The sequence below is a fragment of the Neisseria sicca VK64 genome (assembly GCF_000260655.1).
Taxonomy (GTDB): Bacteria; Pseudomonadota; Gammaproteobacteria; order Burkholderiales; family Neisseriaceae; genus Neisseria; species Neisseria sicca_B.
The window spans coordinates 1-20,461 of the sequence record NZ_AJMT01000041.1; the positions used below are offsets into that span (position 1 = coordinate 1).

Here is a 20,461-nt window from a genome sequence, read left to right on the forward strand (position 1 = left end):
AGTGGATTAACTTTAAACCAGTACGGCGTTGCCTCGCCTTAGCTCAAAGAGAACGATTCTCTAAGGTGCTGAAGCACCAAGTGAATCGGTTCCGTACTATCTGTACTGTCTGCGGCTTCGTCGCCTTGTCCTGATTTAAAGTTAATCCACTATATGAAAAGGGGTCGTCTGAAAAGTTCAACGGCGCAAAAAGCAATCGGCATTTTATCCCTACTTCGTCCGTTTGTGTCGATTGAAGCTGCCGTTTTCAGACGACCCCTTGCTTTTTACGACTGTAAAATATCAATAACGCCATTTGCCTAATTTGATAAAATTACGGACCGAATTTGTGCCTGCCTGCTAAGGATGGTCTGTAAAACAGGTCGTCTGAAAGTTTCTCAGCCGTTTTGACGGCTTGAATGTGAATTTCGCGGGCAGATATGGACGGCAGCTTCAAGCCCATTACGCCGTTCAGACGACCCCTATTTAAGATTGATATGTATAAGTTCCTTCCTATTGTCCACGTTTTGTCCAGACTGGGGCTGCTGTTTTCAATGTTGCTCGCAGTACCGACGCTGATGTCGTATTTTTTTCTGGACAACGCGTTTCCGGCGTTTGCCTACACGGCTTTGGCGACGACGCTGACCTCTTGCGCGGTTTGGCTGCTGACCTTCCATTTCCGCCGCGAGCTGCGCCCGCGCGACGGGTTTACGTTGGTTTTGATGTTGTGGCTGGCATTTGCGCTGGTGGCGGCGATGCCGATCTATATTCACATTCCGGGCATCAGTTTTACCGATGCGTTTTTTGAGGCAATGTCCGGACTGACAACGACCGGCGCGACGGTCATGACGAGTTTGGACACGCTGGCCCCGTCGATAAATTTTTGGCGGCATATGCTCAACTGGCTGGGCGGCATGGGTATCATCGTGCTGGCGGTAGCGATTTTGCCGATGTTGGGCGTGGGCGGAACGCAGCTCTTCAAGGCTGAAATTCCGGGGATGGACAAGGAAAGCAAGATGGCGCCGCGCATTTCGCAGGTGGCAAAGAAACTTTGGTTCTTCTACACGATGACGACGGCGGCGGCTTTTCTGACGCTGCATTTTGCGGGGATGAGCTGGTTTGACGCGCTTTGCCACGCAATGTCGGCGGTGTCGCTGGGCGGTTTTTCGACACACGATGCCAGCATCGCTTATTTTGATTCGCTGACCGTCGAATGGGCGATTATGTTTTTCACGCTGTGGGGCGGTGTGAATTTTGCCACGCATTTCACGGCGCTGACACGGCGTTCGCTCAAATCCTATTGGCAGGACGAGGAATGCCGCGTACTGCTGGTGCTGCTGGCGGGCAGTATTTTGATGTCGGCGGTGTATCTGTGGCAGAAGGATTTTTATGCAACCTTTGGGGATTCGCTGCGTTTTGTCAGCTTCAACTTTGTCTCCATCGGGCTGGCAAGCGGTTTTTCCAACACGGATTTCGCGCAATGGCCGCTGATCGTGTCGCTGTGGATGTTTTTCCTGTCCAACCTGTTGGCAAGCTCCGGCTCTATGGGCGGCGGCATTAAAAACGTGCGGGCGTTGGTCTTGTTCAAATTCAGCCTGCGCGAGATGATGATTCTGCTGCACCCGAAAGCGGTGCGCACGGTCAAGGTCAACGGACGCATGATTCCCGACCGCATGGCACTGACGGTGATGGCGTTTATTTCGATTTATTTCATGACGACGATTGTGTTCAGCTTTTTGCTGATGGCAAGCGGGATGGAATTTATCTCCGCCTTCACCGCCGTCATCGCGTGTATTACCAATGCGGGCCCGGGCTTGGGCGAGGTCGGACCGGCGGGCAGCTATGCGGTATTGAGCGATGTGCAGAAATGGCTGTGTTCGGCCGTCATGCTGCTGGGCCGCTTGGAAATTTTTACGGTGTTGATTTTGCTGACACCGGCTTATTGGAAAAAATAAAGACGGGTCGTCTGAAAACGGATTTCGGGTTTTCAGACGACCTTTTTGTTATCAGGTTTGCCATGCGTGCAAAGCGGCAAGCCTTGAAAAGGAGCGGCTCTGCGTTAAACTGCAAGAGCAAAACAAGCAACGCAAAGGAAATACGATGGATATCCTTACCCGCCTTCAAAACTTGCCGCCGAGCAAGTTTCATTACAGACTTTTGGTGCTGGTCGGTATCGGCTGGCTGTTTGACGCGATGGATACCGGGCTGGTGTCGTTCATCCTGCCCGAGCTGGGCAAAGACTGGTCGCTTGCGCCTGCGCAATTGGGCTGGATAGTCAGCATCTCTTTTATCGGCATGGCACTGGGCGCGGTCATCAGCGGCTGGTTTGCCGATCGCTTCGGCAGGAAAACCGTATTTGCCGGGACGATGGCGGTGTACAGCGTGGCGACGGGTTTATGCGCGTTTGCACCCAACCTGTCCGCACTTTTATTTTTCCGCTTCTTCGTCGGTGTAGGACTGGGCGGACAGCTTCCCGTCGCGGTGTCCTTGGTCAGCGAATACGCCCCGCCGAAAGTACGCGGACGCTTTATCGTGTTGCTGGAAAGTTTTTGGGGGCTGGGCTGGCTTGCCGCAGCACTCGCTTCCTATTTCTTTATCCCAAAATTCGGCTGGCACAGCGCGTTTTTAATCGGCGCACTGCCGATTGTGTATATCCCGCTGGTGTTGAAATTCATACCCGAATCCGTACCCTACCTGCTCTCGCAAGGCAAAACGGACGAAGCGCACCGGCTGGTCAGCCGCTTGGAAGAAGAAGCGGGGATGACGCCCGCCGCAACAGCCATCGCACCGCCGCAACAGGAAAAACAGCGCATCCGTTTTACGCAACTGTGGCAACAGCCTTTCGCACGACGCACGCTGATGCTGTGGCTGGTCTGGTTCGGCATCGTCTTTTCCTATTACGGCATTTTTACTTGGCTGCCGAAACTCTTGGTCGAACAGGGCAATACGGTGGTCAAAACCTTTGAATATGTGCTGGTGATGATAGTCGCGCAACTGCCCGGCTACATCGCGGCGGCGGCATTGGTGGAAAAAATCGGGCGCAAAGCGACTTTGGCGGGTTTTCTCGCCGCCTGCGCCGTCTGCGCGTGGTTTTTCGGACAAAGCAGCAGCGCCACCGAAGTGATGGCATGGGGCAGCCTAATGTCGTTCTTCAACCTCGGCGCATGGGGCGTTTTATACACCTACACGCCCGAACTCTACCCCCTCCGCTTCCGTGCCTTCGCCTCCGGCTGGGCGGGCGCAATCGGGCGCATCGGCGGCATCCTCGCGCCTATGGTGGTCGCCAAAATGGTCGGCGGCAGCGGCGGATTCGGCAATATATTCATGATGTTTGCCGGCGTGATGATGCTGATTGTATTGGTGATTTTGGCATTGGGCGAAGAAACGAAAGGCAGGACGCTGGAAGACATCAGCTCTTAAACAACCGTATCGACAGCCCAAAATCAGCAAAGGTCGTCTGAAAACGGGATATTTGGTTTTCAGAATGGCTTTTTATAGTGGATAAAATTTAAATCAGGACAAGGCTACGAAGCCACAGACAGTACAGATAGTACGGCAGGGCGAGGCAACGCCGTACTGGTTTAAAGTTAATCCACTATATGTAAAAATTTCAGTCAATTCAAACACCGCATAACTACTGCACTTTGGATTTTCAGGAAACAAGCTGCTTAGTATTAGCATTTTTCCATCATTTCAAGAAAAGACAACTCCATGAAACCCTTGTTTATCTGTATTACGCTACTGTATTGCCAAACAACTGCTGCCGAAATCATGTTTTCCTGTCATGCAGGCAAAGACCATTACGAACTGAACCGCAACGGCAGCCGTCTGATACTTTCCGGCAACGGACAAATATTGTCGGACACTGCAGCCACCTCGGCATTACAAAGTTACACAGGCACTCATTCCATCAGCTTATTGGTGCAAAACAACGACAGCACCGATAATATGTATCAAATCACGGATTACAAAAATACCTCTTCACAATCTGCAACCATCGTACATTCCTATCTAACCGACAGCCATGAAAGAAAATCAAAAACTATTTCATGTAATCGGATTGTCCGCAGCCTTTACCGTGCCGATTTATCGGACATTCCTCGCGACAATTACACAGAATTTTGGGATTTTTACAAAGATTCTGACAACAACGAACAAAAATAAGCTGATGCAGGTCAGATTTTCAAATTCGACATTTCAAACATTACAACAATGGATGTAATGCCGCGAACGTTAACGATTTTGTCGAATATGGGCGGGTGCAATCAGACGCGCGGGCAGCAGCATCGGATTTTGCAATATATTCATGATGTTCACGCTGGTTATGCTGCTGATTGTCGCCGTCGTGTTGATATTGGGCGAAGAAACGAAAGGCAGGACGCTGGAAGACATCAACGGATAAGCGCCGTTCTTCAAATCATCCCGCCAAATATAGTGGATTAAATTTAAATCAGGACAAGGCGACGAAGCCACAGACAGTACAGATAGTACGGAACCGATTCACTTGGTGCTTCAGCACCTTAGAGAATCGTTCTCTTTGAGCTAAGGCGAGGTAACGCCGTCCTGGTTTAAAGTTAATCCACTATAAAAGGTCGTCTGAAAGTGTCACTTCACCAAAGTCAAACAACACTTTCAGACGACCTATTTCATTGAAATCCGGTTACGCGCCCTACTCTGCCCAAATCACTGTTTCCGACGCATCGCGGCGCGGTTTCGGGGTGATGTCGCGCACACGGTAGCCGAAAGTTGCGGCGACGGATAAGCCGTAATGTTCGGGATCGAGCAATCCGGCTTCGGCAAGGATTTTTTCCACTGCGGCATACTCCATGCCTTCGATGGCGCAAGAATCGATGCCGAGCATCGCCGCGCCGGTAAGCATATTGCCCAGCGCGATGTAAGTTTGCTTGCTTGCCCAGTCAAACAGGGCGCGTTCGTCATCGGCGATGGGCATATCGTGGGTTTGGAAACGGCGGTAGCGTTCAAATGCGCCCGCCCGTTCTTCGGCGGTCAGACCGCGTCTGTCCATCAATTCTTCAAAAGCAGGGCTGTCGTAGCGGGCGTGTTTTCGAGCCAACAGGAAAACGACGTGGCTGGCATCCGAAATGGAAGCCTGCATCCCCCAGGCGAAGGGTTTGATTTTTTCGCGCAAAGCTGCGTTCTGTACGACCACAAACTGCCACGGCTCGCAGCCGACGGAGCTGGGCGAAAGCCGTCCGAAGTCAAGGACGGCGGCAAAATCTTCGGCACTGATTTTGCGCGCGGGGTCGTAGTAGCGGACGGAAACACGGCGTTTGAAAATTTCGAGGGCTTGTTCGCGGGTCAGTATCATGATGATTCCTTTGATTGAGTATGGAAAGGGCTTCCTTTCGGACAATCAGAATGGTCAAACGTTCGCAAAGATTGCAACACCAGCGGCAGCGAAACCGTTTGACGGTTGTGTGCAGAAAGGTAGGCGGCGTTAATCAGCTCCAGCGATTTCAAGCCTTCGCGTCCATCGACAATAGGCTCGGCTTTGCCGCGCAATACATCGACAACATTTTGATAATACAGCGGATGCCCGAAACCGTACACCGATGTGGTTTCGTAATTGGCGGTTTTGACCTGTTCGTCGTAATCGCGTCCGTCGGCAAAATTCCATTCCTGAATTTCGTTCACCGCCATGCCGCCGATGCGTACCGTGCCGGTTTCGCCCAAAATGGTAATCGAGCCTTCGAGGTTTTTCGGGTAGGTGCACATGGTTACCGCCATCGAACCGAGCGTGCCGTCGCGCCAACGGAGGTTCATCACGCCCGTGTCTTCGGCTTCAATTTTTCGGTGGGTCGCAATCATCGCCTGCACTTCCGCCACCGGGCCGATGAGCCATTCCATCAAATCGACGTAGTGGCTTGCCTGATTCATGAATGCGCCGCCGTCCATCTTCCAAGTGCCGCGCCAACCGCCTCCTTGGTCGTAATACGACTGCGGGCGCGTCCAAAAAACATTCAAATGCACCATATAGATTTTGCCGAAGCGTTGTTCTGCGACCGCGCGTTTGAGTAGTTGCAGCGTGGCGTTGAGGCGGTTTTGTTTCACGACAAACAAGCGTTTGCCCGCTTTGTCGGCAGCTTCGACCATGCGCTCGCCGTCAGTAAAACAGGTAGCCATCGGTTTTTCGGTGACAACGTGAAAACCCGCTTCCAACGCCTCAACCGCCTGTTCGGGATGCAAACCGGACGGCGTGGTGATGACGATTACGTCGGCATCGGTTTCCGCCAACATTTCCGTATAGCGGGCATAGCCTTTCGCCCCGGTGCGTTTGACCGCCACTTCAAGCGCGGCAGGATCGATGTCGCACACGGCAACGAGTTCGCAATCTTCTTGCAATACTTCAAACGAACCGAAATGGTTGTTGGAAATACGGCCGCAGCCAACTAAGGCGAATTTGATTTTGCGGTTTTGAATGGCTTCAGACATTTTCAGACGACGTATATAGTTATAAAAAACGGAAAAAGATTATAGATAAATCAGCCCTCAACCGATACCTAAAATCATGAAAAATTTGACGGAGCGGCAGGATATGGGTGCGCTTTCCGCCGTCGGTCCTTTCCTTTCAAACTCAGGCCGATATGAAGTTAATTTACAACAAATGCGTATCGTGGTTTATAATCCTACTCTTACGAAACAGGGGTGCTGCCTGATGTTCTGGCGGCTGAGAAATACCCTTTACACCCGATCGGGATAATACCTGCGTGGGGAGTTTTCACGGATTCTGTCTTTCAGACGACCTTTTTGATATTGAGGTCGTCTGAAAAAGCAAAACGCTCCTGTTTCTTCTTTTCAAACGAGAAAACAGGAGCATTTTTTATGACTACGCCAAAGAAAACCGCCAAAACTTCCGGCAACGAAGCACGCGAGCTTGCCGACTTGAGCGAAGACATCGGCATCCGCTTCAAATATCCGAACTCGGAGCGCGTGTATCTGCAAGGCAGCCGCGGCGACATCCGCGTGCCTTTGCGTGAAATCCGTCAAGACGACACCTACACGGCGCAAGGCACGGAAGCCAACCCGCCGATTCCCGTCTATGACACCAGCGGCGTGTACGGCGATCCGGCGGCACACATCGACCTGAAACAAGGTCTGCCGAACGTCCGCACCGCATGGCTGGACGAACGCGGCGATACCGAAATCCTGCCCAAGCTCTCCAGCGAATACGGCATCGAACGCGCACACGACCCGCAAACCGCCCATCTGCGTTTCAACCAAATCACCCGCCCGCGCCGCGCGAAAATCGGCAGCAACGTAACCCAGCTCCATTACGCCCGCCAAGGCATCATCACGCCCGAAATGGAGTTTGCCGCCATACGCGAACGCATGAAGCTGGACGAACTTTTCAGACAGCCCGAATACGCCAAGCTCTTGAAACAGCACGCAGGGCAAAGTTTCGGCGCGAACATCCCGACCCATCCCGACCAAATCACCCCCGAATTCGTGCGCCGAGAAATTGCCGCCGGACGCGCAATCATCCCCGCCAACATCAACCACCCCGAACTCGAACCGATGATTATCGGCCGCAACTTCCGCGTCAAAATCAACGGCAACTTGGGCAATTCCGCCGTAACCTCCAGCCTGACCGAAGAAGTCGAAAAAATGGTGTGGTCGCTGCGTTGGGGCGCAGACACGATTATGGATTTGTCCACAGGCGCGCACATCCACGAAACGCGCGAATGGATTATCCGCAACGCGCCCGTTCCCATCGGTACCGTGCCTATTTACCAGGCTTTGGAAAAAACCGGCGGCATTGCCGAAGATTTGACTTGGGATTTGTTCCGCGACACCTTAATCGAGCAGGCGGAACAAGGCGTGGACTATTTCACCATACACGCGGGCGTGTTGCTGCGTTATGTGCCGATGACCGCCAACCGCCTCACCGGCATCGTATCGCGCGGCGGCTCCATCATGGCGAAATGGTGCCTCGCCCACCATCGGGAAAACTTCCTCTACACGCATTTCGACGAAATCTGCGAAATCATGAAAGCCTACGACGTGTCGTTCAGCCTCGGCGACGGCCTGCGCCCCGGCTGCATTGCCGATGCCAACGACGAAGCGCAGTTCGCCGAATTGCACACCTTGGGCGAATTGACCGACAAAGCATGGAAACACGACGTACAAGTCATGATCGAAGGCCCCGGCCATGTGCCGCTGCAACGCGTCAAAGAAAACATGACCGAAGAGCTGCAACACTGCTTTGAAGCGCCTTTCTACACACTCGGTCCGCTCGTTACCGACATCGCCCCCGGCTACGACCACATCACATCGGGCATAGGCGCGACCAACATCGGCTGGTACGGCACAGCCATGCTCTGCTACGTTACCCCGAAAGAGCATCTCGGCCTGCCCGACAAAGAAGACGTGCGCACCGGCATCATCACCTACAAACTCGCCGCCCACGCCGCCGACCTCGCCAAAGGCTGGCCGGGTGCGCAGTTGCGCGACAACGCCCTGAGCAAGGCGCGTTTCGAGTTCCGCTGGCGCGACCAATTCCGCCTCAGCCTCGACCCCGAACGCGCCGAAAGCTTCCACGACGAAACCCTGCCCGCCGAAGGTGCGAAAATCGCCCACTTCTGCTCAATGTGCGGCCCCAAATTCTGCTCGATGAAAATCACGCAGGAAGTGCGCGACTACGCCGATAAGCAAAAAGCCCAGCGGCAGGGCATGGAAGAAAAAGCGGTTGAGTTTGTGAAGAAAGGGGCTGAGATTTACAGTTGATAAAAAGGTCGTCTGAAAGTTTTCAGACGACCTTTTTCTATTTCCTGAACTCTTCCCTGACGATGTCCAGCCAAGCCCTGAGCGCGGGGGTGGGGCGCTGGTGTTTTTTCCACGCCATCGTCAGTTGCCAGCGGATTTCGGGTTTGGTCAGCGGGACGGCGGCGAAGGTGTCGGGGTTGATTTTGCGGGCGTAGTATTCGGGCAGAAGGGCGATGCCCATATGGTGCGCCACCATGTCGGCGAGCAGGTCCCATTGTCCGGTGCGGCAGACGACGTTGGGGGTGAAGCCTTGGCTGCGGCAGGCGGTTTGGATGGTTTCGTTGAGGGAAAATCCTGAGCCGAACAGGATAAACGGTTCGTGTTGCAGGCTTTTGAGGCTGAGGGCGGCATGGCGGGCTTGGGCGCGCGGCATGAGGACGACGAGCGGGTAGTCGCAGAGGGTAATGCTGTCGAAGTCTTCGTGGACGGGGGCGAGCAGTTGTCCGGCGTCGAGTTCGTTGTTGCGCAAGGATTGTTCGATGGCGAGCGAACCTTGTTCGAGGAAGGTCAGTTCGATGCCGGGCCATTGGCGGCGGAAGCGGAACAGGGCGTTGCTGAGCAGGTCGCTGCCGAGCAGTGCCAAACCCAGCCGCAGCGTGCCGCTCTTGATGTGGCGGTAGCCGTCGATGCGGGCGAGCAGCAGGTCGCGTTCGTGCAGGAGGTTCAGCGCGTGGCGGTAGACTTCTTCGCCGATGGGCGTGGTGGCGACTTGGCGTTTTTTGCGGCCGTTTTCTTTAACCAGCAGCGGCACGCCCAGCTCTTCTTCCAATGCCTGTATGGTTTTGCTGACGGTGGGCTGGGTCAGATTGAGCGCGGATGCGGCGGCGGAAAAACTTTGCAGGCGCACGAGTTCGGCGAAACAGTTCAGGCTTTTGAAGTCCATTATTCCTCTTTTGCATGATTTTGATGCAGATAATTCATATTATGCGCAAACTGCGTCCTTATAATCAAGCCTTCGTTTTGGATTACGGATGGATAAACCTTATGGGTACGCTGACGCGATTTTTTCAGACAACCTTGCAGCTTGCCGTAGTCGGCTTGGTGTGGCTGGTGTCAGATTTGATGGTGCGCTTTGCCCATCTGCCTGTTTCTTCGGGCGTATTGGGGCTGTTTTTAATGCTTGCGCTGCTGGGTTTGGGCGTGATTAAAACCGGCATGGTCGAGCGCGGTGCGAAATGGGTGTTGGGCGAGCTGGTGTTTTTCTTTATTCCGATTATGGTTTCCGTATTGCAATACCGCGATTTGCTTCTTTCCGAAGGTTGGCGGCTGGTGCTGACGATTGCGGTCGGCACCGCGCTGGTGATGATCAGCACGGCGTTGACGCTGAATTTCTGCTACCGCTGGAAACGCCGCCTGTATAAAAAACTGCATGCCTGATAGGGAACAAAAATGGATTGCGCCGCACTCGCCTGCTTCGCTTGGACCTGCTTCGCCTATTTTGTGGCGAAAAAAATCTACCGTAAAAAACCGCTGATGATTTTCTCGCCCGTCGTGACCGTTTCGGTCAGCACCATCGTCCTGATGCTGCTTTTGGGCATTTCCTACGATACTTACCACAAATACACGCAAGGCATCGTTTTCCTGCTCACGCCGGTAACGGTCGCCTTCGCCATCCCGATTTACGAAAACCGCGAAGTCATCCGCCGCCAGCTTCCCATCCTGTCAATAGCGATTTTGGTCGGCATGTTCGTCGGCGTGGCCAGCGCGTTTTTGATGGGTAATATGTTCCACTTCGACAGCGAAGTCACCAACAGCCTGATGGCGCGCTCGATTTCCACGCCGTTTGCCGTCGTGTTGGCAAGTGAAATCCACGGCTCGGCGTCGCTGGTGTCGCTGTTCACCATCATCACCGGCTTCGTCGGCATGATATTCGGCGATTTGTTTTTAGCGTTCACCCGCATCCGCTTCCACACCGCCAACGGCGTCGCACTGGGCAACGCCGCCCACGGCTTCGGCACTTCACGCGCCGGACAACGCCACGAAACCGAAGGCGTGATGGCGAGCCTGACCATGATTTTGGCGGGGCTGTTTATGGTCATCATCGGGCCGAGCATGGTGCATTTGGTGGTTTGGCTGATGGGCTGAACGGCAGTTTTATAGTGGATTAACTTTAAACCAGTACGGCGTTGCCTCGCCTTGCCGTACTATCTGTACTGTCTGCGGCTTCGTCGCCTTGTCCTGATTTAAAGTTAATCCACTATACAAAGATATTGGCAACGTCGTCTGAAAAGCCGTTTACAGGTTTTCAGACGACCTTTTTTTGAGTTTGCCGCGGATATAAACGTTGACAATGACAAAATATTAATACTATGCTGAAGTATTACTCACTAGCGGATATATTATGCAAACGACTCATCCGAACCCATCCCTCCGTCTCAACATCATCGGCACAGGCAAAGGACTGCCTTCGCGGCTGGTCCCTTCCACCGAAATCGACGCCCTGCTCGGCATCAAAGAAGGCCGCACCGAAAAACTCAGCGGCTTGGCGCAACGCTACTTTCTGGCGGATGACGAATCTGCCGATGCGATGCAGCTTCAAGCCGCAAAAAATGCGCTGGCGGCGGCAGGCATCACGATTGACGATGTGGATTGCGTCATCAACGCTTCGGGCATCGACCGTCAATGCATTCCCTTCAACGCCGCGCATACATTACGGCTGCTGAAGCCCGCGCACCCGATTGCCGCATTCGACGTCAATATGACCTGTTTGTCGTTCTTACGCAGCTTGGATTTGGCGGATTCGCTGTTACACAAATATCCCACCATTTTATTGATCAGCTGCGATGTCGCCTCTGTCGGCTTGGACTGGAACGATTTTCACAGTTCGACCATTTTCGGCGACGGCGCGGCGGCGGCGGTCATCAGGTCGTCTGAACGCGGCGGCGTGCTGACAAGCAAATTCGAGGTACATCCCGAAGGCTACGAATTCTGCACCATTCCTGCGGGCGGCTATGAAAACCACCCGTCCAAACATCCCGAAAGCTATGTCTCCCAAGCCTATTTCCACATGAACGGCAAAAAGCTCTACAAACTTGCCGCCGAAGCCATACCCGGCTTCTTGGATGAAACATTGGCGCAGGCGGATTTGACGTTGGCAGACATAGACTGGATCGTTCCGCATCAGGCAAGCCGCGGCGCTTTGCAACACATCATCAGTCGTCTGAAACTCGATCCTGCCAAAATCGTCGATATTTTCAACACCCACGGCAACCAAATCTCCGCCTCCATCCCCTCCGCGCTGCACCACCTACTGACCGACTTCCCCGTCCGATCCGGCGATAAAGTTTTGCTGTTCGGCACATCCGCAGGCGTGGGCTTGGGCGCATTGGTTTGGGAAAAACCATGAAAAAGGCTATCGTCACCGGCGCGACCGGCGGACTGGGGCGCAACCTTGTGCAGACGCTGCTTGCCCAAGGCTGGCAGGTAGCCGCCTGCGGGCGCAATGCCGAAATCGGCAAAATGCTGGGTACGGAATTTCACGCCTTCGATTTGTCCGACCGCAATCAGACCCTGAAGGCGTTTTCCAATGCCGATATCGTGTTCCATTGTGCCGCGCTGTCCTCGCCGTGGGGGCGTTATGAAGATTTCTACCGCGCCAACGTGACCGCCACGCAAAATGTCTTAGCGGCGATGCGGCAGCACCATATCGGCAAGCTGGTACACGTTTCCACGCCCAGCATCTATTTCGATTACCTCGACCAGCATAAAGTCCCCGAAACCTTCGTCAGCCGCCACTTCGTCAACGACTACGCCTACACCAAATTCCTTGCCGAACAAGAAGTCATCGCCGCCACCGACATTTCCAGCGTCATCATCCGCCCGCGCGGCATTTTCGGCGAATACGACACCGCCGTCCTGCCGCGCCTGCTCAAAATCTCCGAAAAAGGTTTTCTGCCGCTGATTCGGCGCAGCGGCCGCGAAGCGGGCGGCGCATTAGTGGACGTGACCTACGTCGGCAACGTCGTTCACGCGCTGATGCTGGCAGCCGAAGCCGATGTACCCCGCGCCATGCCGTTCAATATCACCAACGGCGAGCCGCAAACCATCGCCGCACTCTACCGGCAAATCATCGATACCCTGCATCTCGGATGTCGTCTGAAACCCGTCTCCTACCGCCTAATTGACAGCCTTGCCCGCCTACTGGAAACTCAGGCGCGGCTGACCCGTTCCTTTCGCGAACCCCTCGTCACCCGTTACAGCATAGGCACGATTTCCTTCGACCAAACCCTAGACATCAGCCGCGCCCGTTCGCTGCTCGGCTACGAACCCCAAATCAGCATTGCCGACGGACTGCGGCAATACGCCCGCTCCCTGAAAGGCTGAAGCTATGGACATCCGTTTCTACCACACCGGCTACTGCACCCATCCCGAATGTATGGTCGAACGGGGCGGCAGCCTGCGTAAAGCCGCCTTTCCCGCCATGACCGCCCACATCACCCACCAAGGCGGCAACCTGCTGTTCGATACCGGCTACGCGCCCCGCTTTTTCCAAGCCTGCCGCCGATTTCCCGAGAAATTTTACGCGCTGACCACGCCCGTCACTCTCAGCCAACCGACCATACGCGAGCGTTTGGGCGATGCCGCGCACGACATCAACCAAATCTTCCTGTCCCACCTGCACGCCGACCATATTGCCGGCCTCAAAGACTTCCCCGACGCGGAAATCATCCTTTCCCGCGCCGCCTACGATTTTGTTTACCGTACCGACAAACCCGAAAGCCTGACCAACCGCATCATCGAAGTCAAACAAGGCTTCCTGCGCGAGCTGCTGCCCCAAGACCTGCCGCAGCGCGCCCGCTTTATCGAAGATATGCCCGAAGTCCGCCTTGACGAAGCGTTTTACCCGTTTGAACAAGGCTACCGCATCAGTGCCGATTTGATTGCCGTCGCCCTGCCCGGCCATGCCGCCGGACAATACGGGCTGATAGCCGGAGAATTTTTCCTGATTGCCGACGCCGTTTGGCGGTTTGCAACCATCAGCCACAACCGCCGCCCCAACCCCCTTACCGGCCTTATCGCCCAAAACCGCAACGCCGTCCAAGCCACTATAGACCGCCTGCAACACCTCCACCGCCGCAACCGCGAAATCATCCTCGTTCCCAGCCATTGCGAACCCACCTTGCGTCGATTGGGCATGGAAGGCTTGGATTAAAGCAGGTCGTCTGAAAACCCGACGAGCAAAGCCCCTCAACTGCACAAAAGAACACACCATGAAACCTTCAAAATGGCAAATCCTCAAATCCTTTTTCCACACCCGAAACTACACGGAACGCGCCGCCCTTGAAGCACACCGGCAAAAACAGCTCGACCGCCTTTTAACAAACCACAACAGCCGCTTCTACCCCCACAGCGCCAAGCTGCAAGACTACCCCGTTATCAACAAACGCATCTTCATGCAGCATTTCGCCGACATCAACGCCTACGGCATCAGCGAAAAAGATGCCCTCTCCGTCGCGCTCAAAGCCGAAGAAAGCCGCGACTTCAGCCCCGTTTTTCAGACGACCTCGGGCAAAGAAATCACCGTCGGGCTTTCCTCCGGCACCAGCGGCAACAGGGGCATTTTCCTCGTTTCCCCCGAAGAGTCCGCCCTGTGGGCAGGCTATATGCTCAAACGTATGCTGCCCCGCCCCTACCTCGCCCGCCACAGCATCGCCTTCTTCCTGCGTGCCAACAGCAACCTCTACACCGCCGTCAAAAGCCCGCTGATACGCTTTGATTTTTACGACCTGCTCGAAGCCTTGGACGCGCACATCCCAAGACTCAACGCGCAAAAGCCCACCATCCTCATCGCCCCCGCCCAAGTATTGCAGCAGCTTGCCCGACACCCCGACCTCGCCATATACCCCAAAAAAATCATCTCCGTTGCCGAAGTCTTAGAACCGCAAGTCAAAATCCGCATCGAACAACGCTTCGGCACACCGGTTCACCAAATCTACCAATGCACCGAAGGCTTCCTCGCCCACACCTGCGCCTACGGCAACCTGCATCTGAACGAAGACATGGTCTATATCGAAAAAGACTGGATAGACCGCGAAAGCGGCCGCTTCGCCCCCATCATCACCGACTTCAACCGCAAAAGCCAACCCGTCATCCGCTACCGCCTCGACGACGTTTTGATTGCCAACGACGCTCCCTGTCCCTGCGGCAGCGCATTCGCCCGCATCAGCGCCATCGAAGGACGCTGCGACGATATCCTCGACGCACGCACGGCAAACGGCGAACCTTACGCCCTCTACGCCGACTTCATCCGCCGCGCCATGATTTCAGACGACCTCATCCAAGAATACCGCGTCGAGCAACACGGCAAAGCCCTGCACATTTTCCTCACGCCCGACACAGAACAAACCCGCGCCGCCGCCACCCGCAACCTGGACTGCCTGTGGCAGACGCTGCAACTTCGCCCCTTTGATTACGTTTTCCAGCCGGAACAAACCCGCCCCCTGCACCAAAAACGCCGGCGCGTGACGAAAATTTCCCCGTATGGTGAAAATCCGTAAGCGTTTTAAAACATTATCTTTAAAACCAAAGACAAAAAGGTCGTCTGAAAAATTTCAGACGACCCTTCCAGTAAAAAGAAAACGCCATACCCGACCTTACCTTCCTATAGTGGATTAAATTTAAATCAGGACAAGGCGACGAAGCCGCAGACAGTACAAATAGTACGGAACCGATTCACTTGGTGCTTCAGCACCTTAGAGAATCGTTCTCTTTGAGCTAAGGCGAGGCAACGCCGTACTGGTTTAAATTTAATCCACTATACTTTCCGTAATACCTGTCATGTTAAACTTGCAGTAACGCCCAACACTCTTTCAGACGACCTAAACCTTATGCGCTACCTTATCCCCCTCTTCTTCCTATCGTTTCCGTTAGCAACCTATGCCGGCGGTGATTCTTCAAAAGCCCAAGTCCTCAGTATTGTAGGCAGCCACGGTTACTATCAAATTTCCGTCCGCCAAATAGAACACCTAATTTATGACGATGGGTGTACGACATATAATATCCGTATTACTCCTCCTAGAAAAACCTTTTGGGATCTGCTTGGTCTGAGACAAGCTGGCGACCATCCCACCGCCGAACAAACACAAGCTGCTGCCGCAGTGTTGAAACAGTATGCTGCCAATCAGCACCCGCTAGAAATCGGCTATTTAGGTGGCGGACTGTATCCTGATCCTCAGCAAAAATGCCTTTATCACGGCACTGGGATGAGGTTTTATGCACCCGGACTATTTAGCCGTACGCCAAGACGCACGTATGGATCTATATCCTTATCTGACCAAACCATAAGTCCATCCCCGCCACAAAGCAAAAGGTCGTCTGAAAACGGACGCAGTCAGTTTATGCGGAGCTAAAACGAACTCAGTGAATCTTGAGAACAGTTTTTTTCAGACGACCCTTCCTAATACCAGCCAATCGAAATAAAAACCTCTCCCGCCCCAACCCGCTCGGTTCAAGCCTCATCTACTGCACGATATCGCCCCACTCCAAACCAAATTTCTGCAAATATTTGCGCAGCCTGTCGCTGTCATTGGTTTTGACACGGCTGTTTCGGGAAACATGAAACAATGCCCTTCCCGCCTGCGCCATGTTTTGGTGTTTGCGACATTCGTCAATCACGTTCTGCAATTGCAAGCGGTCAAACAAATCCAAATTTTCCCAATCGATTTTGTCGGGGTAATTATCCGCCTTTTCAGACGACCCCTTGTGCAAAAGGTCATCTGAATCCGCCTCTTCAGCCCATAACCATTTGAGCCGCTCAATTTCCGCCGCCACTTGCTCCGCCTGTATCCTGCCCTGCGGGGCAAGCGTGGCCAGACGCATGATGCTGGCGGCAAGGTCGCGGAAATTGCCGCGCCATCGGGCTTCGTTTGAATGGGCGAAGGCAAGGTAAGCGGACAAGGCTTCTTTATTGAAACGGGTGGCGCGGCCGAGTTCCTGCGAGGCAAGCGCGAGCTGGTGTTCGATATTCGGCTCGATGTCTTCGCGGCGGTCGGCGAGTGCGGGCAGCGGATAGTTCCAAATATTGATACGGGCGAACAGGTCTTCGCGGAAGCGTCCGGCGCGGATTTCCCGCCGCAGATCGCGGTTGGTACCGGCAATCAGCTGGAAACTGCTTTGCACTTCCTTGTCGCTGCCGACGGGATAAAAATGTTTTTCTTCAATAGCTTTGAGCAACATAGCCTGTTCGTCCAAGCCCAATTCGCCGATTTCGTCCAAAAACAACACGCCGCCGTCGGCGGTTTTCAGGTAGCCTTCACGCTTTTCCGCCGCGCCGGTAAACGCGCCTTTTTTGTGGCCGAACAGGGCGGAAGCCGCGCCGTCGCCGCGCAAGGTGGCGCAGTTCACATCGACAAACTCGCCTTTAATCAAATGGCGCGCCTTTTTCAACTCGAAAATCCTGCGCGCCAGCATCGATTTGCCCGCGCCGGTAGGGCCGGAGAGCAGAATCGGCGACGGGGAATGCAACGCGACTTGTTCGATTTCGGCAATCATGCGGTTGAAGGCGGCGTTTTGTGTGGAGATGCCGCTTTTCAGATAGCGCACCGCGTCATCGCGCACGGCGGCAAGGCGTTCGGCAAGCACATCGTAACGCGCCAAGTCCAAATCGATGATTTCATAACCGCCGATATCACCTTTCCCCATGCTGCGCCTTTGGTTTTTCGGCGGCGCAGTCTGCAGCAGCACGCCGGGGATTTGGCGCGATTCTACCAATAAAAACAGGCAGATTTGCGCAACGTGCGTACCCGTGGTGATGTGGGTGAGATAAGTTTCTTCTTCAGTATCAAACGTATAGCCCGCCGCCCAATCGTGCAGCTTGGTATAGACTTCGGAAAAATCCCACGGGTTTTCCAGCTCCATAGGCACGAGATTGACAACGGTGTGCGGCGACACCTGCTGAATATCGGCTTTTACATGATCCGCCAGATCGCGATATTTCTCCGCATAAAACAGCTCCATGCGGTCAAGATGGAAATCATGACGCTGATTCATGGCGACATTCGGCCGCCACTTCTGCCAACGCCCTTGACCGAAACCGCTGTCCAATACCGTACCGAGAAAGCTGACGGCGACTTGTTTTTTGGGTGCAGTATTCATTTTCAGACGACCTCTAAACAATTCTTTCCAAGACAAATGCGCCGTAATCGTCGCCCAAAGGCAGCTCGAAATCCGTATGTAAGATTTGGCGTTCCGCCTGTACGTTCTCTTTGGTTTGCGGGTTGAAGCCCTCTTTCAAGGTCGTCTGAAAATACACGCCGAAGCCGCGTTTCTGCCACGCGGGCAGTTCGTTGAAATTAATGTTATTTTCAAACAGCAAATCGTGTTTTTGAGCGCGTGTCAGCCCGCTGACGGCATCCGTGGCGCGGGACACGCTTTCGCCTTTTTTGCGCAGCATCCAATAGCAGTGGGCGTTGAGCGCGTTGCGGTGCGCGTCTTCATGCCGCCAACGGAAATAATCGACCACCAGTTTTTCGTTCGGCAAAACGCAAACCCGTGCATCAAAAGCGGCAGGTTGCCCGTGCGCTACCGAAAAGGCAGCGCTGGCTTCGCCCGCCAATACCGAAATGATTTTGCGCGTTTTGCGTTTGAACGTATCGTCGTCGCGGCGCAACAGCAGTGAAATTTCGTCGCTTTCGGAATAGCCATACGCCACATTGAAACCGCATTTCATCAAATGACGGACGGTGTGTGCCATCAGGTCGTGGAAGCGGATGTCAAACGGGGCTTCAAACTGCCAAATTTCCTTAGTCAACCGCGTAAAGCCGCGCCCGTCCAAGCGCACTACAATGAAGTTTTCCTGCGGCACGCAGAAATCGTAAGCGGTTTCGTATTGCCGCAGGCGTTTGTCCAAATCATCGAATCGCATTACATCTCCTTAAATATCTTATTTTCTATAAATCTATCTAAAAATATATTTTTCAGCATTCTACTCTTTTTGCCGCAAAAGACCACATAAAAATATATTTTCTTTTTATTCAATAAATTAAAAATTAATTTTGAAATTTTTTTATCGTTGGCACGCTGTTGGCTATGTTGTAAATGTAACGATGCAGCAGATGCTGCGGAAAATACAGCTCTACAGGAAAGAATTTTCCGTAAATTTTTAGCTGCCGTGTCGTTACAGGGCGAATGCCGACAAGACTACAAGGTTTCTGCAGGTTCGACTCCTGCCTCGCCTAATAGGCGTTGACGTCTTGTTTTTCTAGTCGCCCACCTTTTCTGATTCAGCAGGCAAATGCCAGCCTTGTTTCCCTGAATGGCTGATGGCTTGCTGTATCGCTTGATCACTCAAGGTCGTCTGAAACTTTTCAGACGACCTACGATGAAAACCGTTTTAGGTGCATTCGGCAAATGCCGGAGGAATTACAGCCTGCCAACGCTCGAGGTCGCGGGTTCGAATCCCGCCTCTGCCGCCAACTATGGCAGAGTAGCTCAGAGGATAGAGCGCGTAAAAATTTCTCTACTTCTTGTTGCCAGATGTACCACCCCTTACGGGCGGATGCCGGCAGGATTACATTAGATCGGTTATTGCGGGTTCGATTCCCGCCGCCGGAAACGGCGTAAATCCTGCCAATCTAGCCGCCCACCCTTTTTTGCAGCATGGCGGACAAATGCCTTGGGAACTACATTCGTCGCAGGTTCGAGTCCTGCCCCGCTTTCGGCGGGTAGCTCAGTCGGTTAGAGCAATTAGGCGTTTCCAAAAAACTCGTTGTTTGCCGTGCTGCCCCTTATCAACACTTTCAGACGACCTGAAGGAGGCATAGCCATGACCGAACCATTTCATATCGCCTATCAACTGCACGATGCAGGCTGGGCAAGCGTTACCGTGAAATATGGCGAAGAGAACTATCAACAGGCTGTTTCCTATCTGCATGATTCGCTGAAAGATTTATGTGATTTAGCAATTGCTCTGCAAAGCAGCGGCAGCATTACTGAGTCGAAAGTCCTGTTTTTAGACGAACCCGGCGAACTGGCCTTACTGGTATCTGCAGCCGAACAAAGCAACGAAGCCGAAGTGAGGCTGATTTATTCAGACGACTGGTTTTTCAGTTTCAACTTCAATCGCAGTCCACAACAAACCTTATGGCACGGCAAAGTGGACAGGTATGAATTGGCGGAAAACATCCGTCTGATTTTAGAAGATATTTATCTGAATATCGGCGAAAAAGAATATTTGGAAAGATGGGTAGAACATCCTTTTCCGAAAAAAAGCTATCTGAAACTGAGCCGACTTTAAGGAATAGATATGAACACTTGGCTAATCATAGGCGTCATCGTTTTTTCGACTCTGGTTTGCTGGTCGTTCCAAACCTGCCGCAGCCGCAAACGCGAGCAGGCTTGGCGGAAACAGACTTTTCCCGAAGCGGAATGCAGTTTGATAAAGGAAGGCTGCCGTTACGACATCGCGCTTTCAGACGGCCGCACCTTCCACCAAGCCGAAATACTCGGCACGGCGCAAGGCAAAGAAGCAGATTTTCTGTTCGGCTATGGAAGCATGCTTGTGCTGCGTCTTTCAGACGACCGCAAAGCCTATGTGCGGCAGGCATGTATCCGCTGCATGATTGAAAGCAAGATTTTAGAGGATTAAATATAGTGGATTAAATTTAAATCAGGACAAGGTGACGAAGCCGCAGACAGTACAGATAGTACGGCAAGGCGAGGCAACGCCGTACTGGTTTAAAGTTAATCCACTATAAAAAGT

General features: G+C 53.4%; 19 protein-coding genes, 1 pseudogene and 1 riboswitch. Of the genes and pseudogenes, 14 read left to right on the forward strand and 6 right to left on the reverse strand.

What is annotated here, in order from left to right:
* Positions 1-313: 313 nt before the first annotated feature.
* On the reverse strand, positions 314-580 hold the full coding sequence (locus HMPREF1051_RS14770) for a hypothetical protein (protein ID WP_196794307.1): 267 nt from the start codon (positions 578-580) through the stop codon (positions 314-316).
* Between HMPREF1051_RS14770 and HMPREF1051_RS02560 the strand changes: the two genes are divergently transcribed.
* The 4 genes and pseudogenes from HMPREF1051_RS02560 to HMPREF1051_RS15545 all read left to right on the forward strand — a co-directional run.
* Positions 477-1,934, forward strand: a complete 1,458-nt coding sequence (locus HMPREF1051_RS02560) for a TrkH family potassium uptake protein (RefSeq protein WP_003764041.1) — start codon at positions 477-479, stop codon at positions 1,932-1,934. The two genes, HMPREF1051_RS14770 and HMPREF1051_RS02560, sit on opposite strands and share 104 nt — an antisense overlap.
* A gap of 145 nt (positions 1,935-2,079) precedes the next feature.
* Positions 2,080-3,399, forward strand: a complete 1,320-nt coding sequence (locus HMPREF1051_RS02565) for an MFS transporter (protein ID WP_003764071.1) — start codon at positions 2,080-2,082, stop codon at positions 3,397-3,399.
* 291 nt (positions 3,400-3,690) lie between these two features.
* Positions 3,691-4,143: a hypothetical protein gene (locus tag HMPREF1051_RS02570; protein WP_003764032.1), complete on the forward strand. Its 453-nt coding sequence runs from the start codon at positions 3,691-3,693 to the stop codon at positions 4,141-4,143.
* Between the two features lie 76 nt (positions 4,144-4,219).
* Positions 4,220-4,381, forward strand: a pseudogene (locus HMPREF1051_RS15545) (MFS transporter); the annotation flags it as partial.
* Between the two features lie 267 nt (positions 4,382-4,648).
* On the opposite strand, the gene HMPREF1051_RS02575 reads toward HMPREF1051_RS15545, so the two are convergent.
* The gene (locus HMPREF1051_RS02575; RefSeq protein WP_003764043.1) at positions 4,649-5,308 is read right to left on the reverse strand and encodes an NAD(P)H-dependent oxidoreductase; all 660 of its coding nucleotides are present in this window, start codon (positions 5,306-5,308) and stop codon (positions 4,649-4,651) included.
* On the reverse strand, positions 5,305-6,432 hold the full coding sequence (locus HMPREF1051_RS02580; RefSeq protein ID WP_003764063.1) for a Gfo/Idh/MocA family protein: 1,128 nt from the start codon (positions 6,430-6,432) through the stop codon (positions 5,305-5,307). The genes HMPREF1051_RS02575 and HMPREF1051_RS02580 overlap by 4 nt, the downstream gene beginning before the upstream one ends.
* A 199-nt stretch (positions 6,433-6,631) precedes the next feature.
* Positions 6,632-6,731, forward strand: a riboswitch (TPP riboswitch).
* A gap of 91 nt (positions 6,732-6,822) precedes the next feature.
* Between HMPREF1051_RS02580 and thiC the strand changes: the two genes are divergently transcribed.
* Complete coding sequence (gene thiC / locus HMPREF1051_RS02585; RefSeq protein WP_003764036.1) at positions 6,823-8,724, forward strand: phosphomethylpyrimidine synthase ThiC; 1,902 nt, start codon at positions 6,823-6,825, stop codon at positions 8,722-8,724.
* Positions 8,725-8,761: 37 nt separating this feature from the next.
* Here thiC and HMPREF1051_RS02590 read toward each other — a convergent pair whose 3' ends face one another.
* Positions 8,762-9,646 carry a LysR family transcriptional regulator gene (locus tag HMPREF1051_RS02590; protein ID WP_003764075.1) on the reverse strand — a complete coding sequence of 295 codons (885 nt, stop codon included), beginning with the start codon at positions 9,644-9,646 and terminating at the stop codon, positions 8,762-8,764.
* Positions 9,647-9,660: 14 nt separating this feature from the next.
* On the opposite strand from HMPREF1051_RS02590, the gene HMPREF1051_RS02595 reads away from it, so the two are divergent.
* The 7 genes from HMPREF1051_RS02595 (at position 9,661) to HMPREF1051_RS02625 (ending at position 16,112) form a co-directional block, all read left to right on the forward strand.
* On the forward strand, positions 9,661-10,140 hold the full coding sequence (locus HMPREF1051_RS02595; RefSeq protein WP_036491429.1) for a CidA/LrgA family protein: 480 nt from the start codon (positions 9,661-9,663) through the stop codon (positions 10,138-10,140).
* Positions 10,141-10,152: 12 nt separating this feature from the next.
* Positions 10,153-10,848 carry an LrgB family protein gene (locus HMPREF1051_RS02600; protein ID WP_003764049.1) on the forward strand — a complete coding sequence of 232 codons (696 nt, stop codon included), beginning with the start codon at positions 10,153-10,155 and terminating at the stop codon, positions 10,846-10,848.
* Between the two features lie 256 nt (positions 10,849-11,104).
* Complete coding sequence (locus tag HMPREF1051_RS02605) at positions 11,105-12,109, forward strand: 3-oxoacyl-[acyl-carrier-protein] synthase III C-terminal domain-containing protein (protein WP_003764024.1); 1,005 nt, start codon at positions 11,105-11,107, stop codon at positions 12,107-12,109.
* Positions 12,106-13,086, forward strand: a complete 981-nt coding sequence (locus tag HMPREF1051_RS02610; protein WP_003764054.1) for an NAD-dependent epimerase/dehydratase family protein — start codon at positions 12,106-12,108, stop codon at positions 13,084-13,086. Before HMPREF1051_RS02605 ends, HMPREF1051_RS02610 begins: the two co-directional genes overlap by 4 nt.
* A 4-nt stretch (positions 13,087-13,090) precedes the next feature.
* Positions 13,091-13,915: an MBL fold metallo-hydrolase gene (locus tag HMPREF1051_RS02615; protein ID WP_003764034.1), complete on the forward strand. Its 825-nt coding sequence runs from the start codon at positions 13,091-13,093 to the stop codon at positions 13,913-13,915.
* Between the two features lie 58 nt (positions 13,916-13,973).
* Entirely contained in the window at positions 13,974-15,260 is a 1,287-nt protein-coding gene (locus HMPREF1051_RS02620) for a F390 synthetase-related protein (protein WP_003764061.1), read from the forward strand.
* A 330-nt stretch (positions 15,261-15,590) separates the two neighbouring features.
* Positions 15,591-16,112: a hypothetical protein gene (locus tag HMPREF1051_RS02625; protein WP_003764047.1), complete on the forward strand. Its 522-nt coding sequence runs from the start codon at positions 15,591-15,593 to the stop codon at positions 16,110-16,112.
* A 109-nt stretch (positions 16,113-16,221) separates the two neighbouring features.
* Here the strand turns inward: HMPREF1051_RS02625 and rtcR are convergent, their stop codons facing one another.
* On the reverse strand, positions 16,222-17,856 hold the full coding sequence (rtcR, locus tag HMPREF1051_RS02630) for an RNA repair transcriptional activator RtcR (protein WP_036491433.1): 1,635 nt from the start codon (positions 17,854-17,856) through the stop codon (positions 16,222-16,224).
* A gap of 13 nt (positions 17,857-17,869) precedes the next feature.
* A complete protein-coding gene (locus HMPREF1051_RS02635) occupies positions 17,870-18,625 on the reverse strand; it encodes a tRNA(His) guanylyltransferase Thg1 family protein (protein ID WP_003764045.1) in 756 nt (251 codons plus the stop codon).
* 900 nt (positions 18,626-19,525) lie between these two features.
* Here HMPREF1051_RS02635 and HMPREF1051_RS02640 point away from each other — a divergent pair.
* Both HMPREF1051_RS02640 and HMPREF1051_RS02645 read left to right on the forward strand, forming a co-directional pair.
* The gene (locus HMPREF1051_RS02640) at positions 19,526-19,996 is read left to right on the forward strand and encodes a hypothetical protein (RefSeq protein WP_003764067.1); all 471 of its coding nucleotides are present in this window, start codon (positions 19,526-19,528) and stop codon (positions 19,994-19,996) included.
* Positions 19,997-20,005: 9 nt separating this feature from the next.
* A complete protein-coding gene (locus HMPREF1051_RS02645; protein ID WP_003764026.1) occupies positions 20,006-20,347 on the forward strand; it encodes a hypothetical protein in 342 nt (113 codons plus the stop codon).
* Positions 20,348-20,461 lie beyond the last annotated feature (114 nt).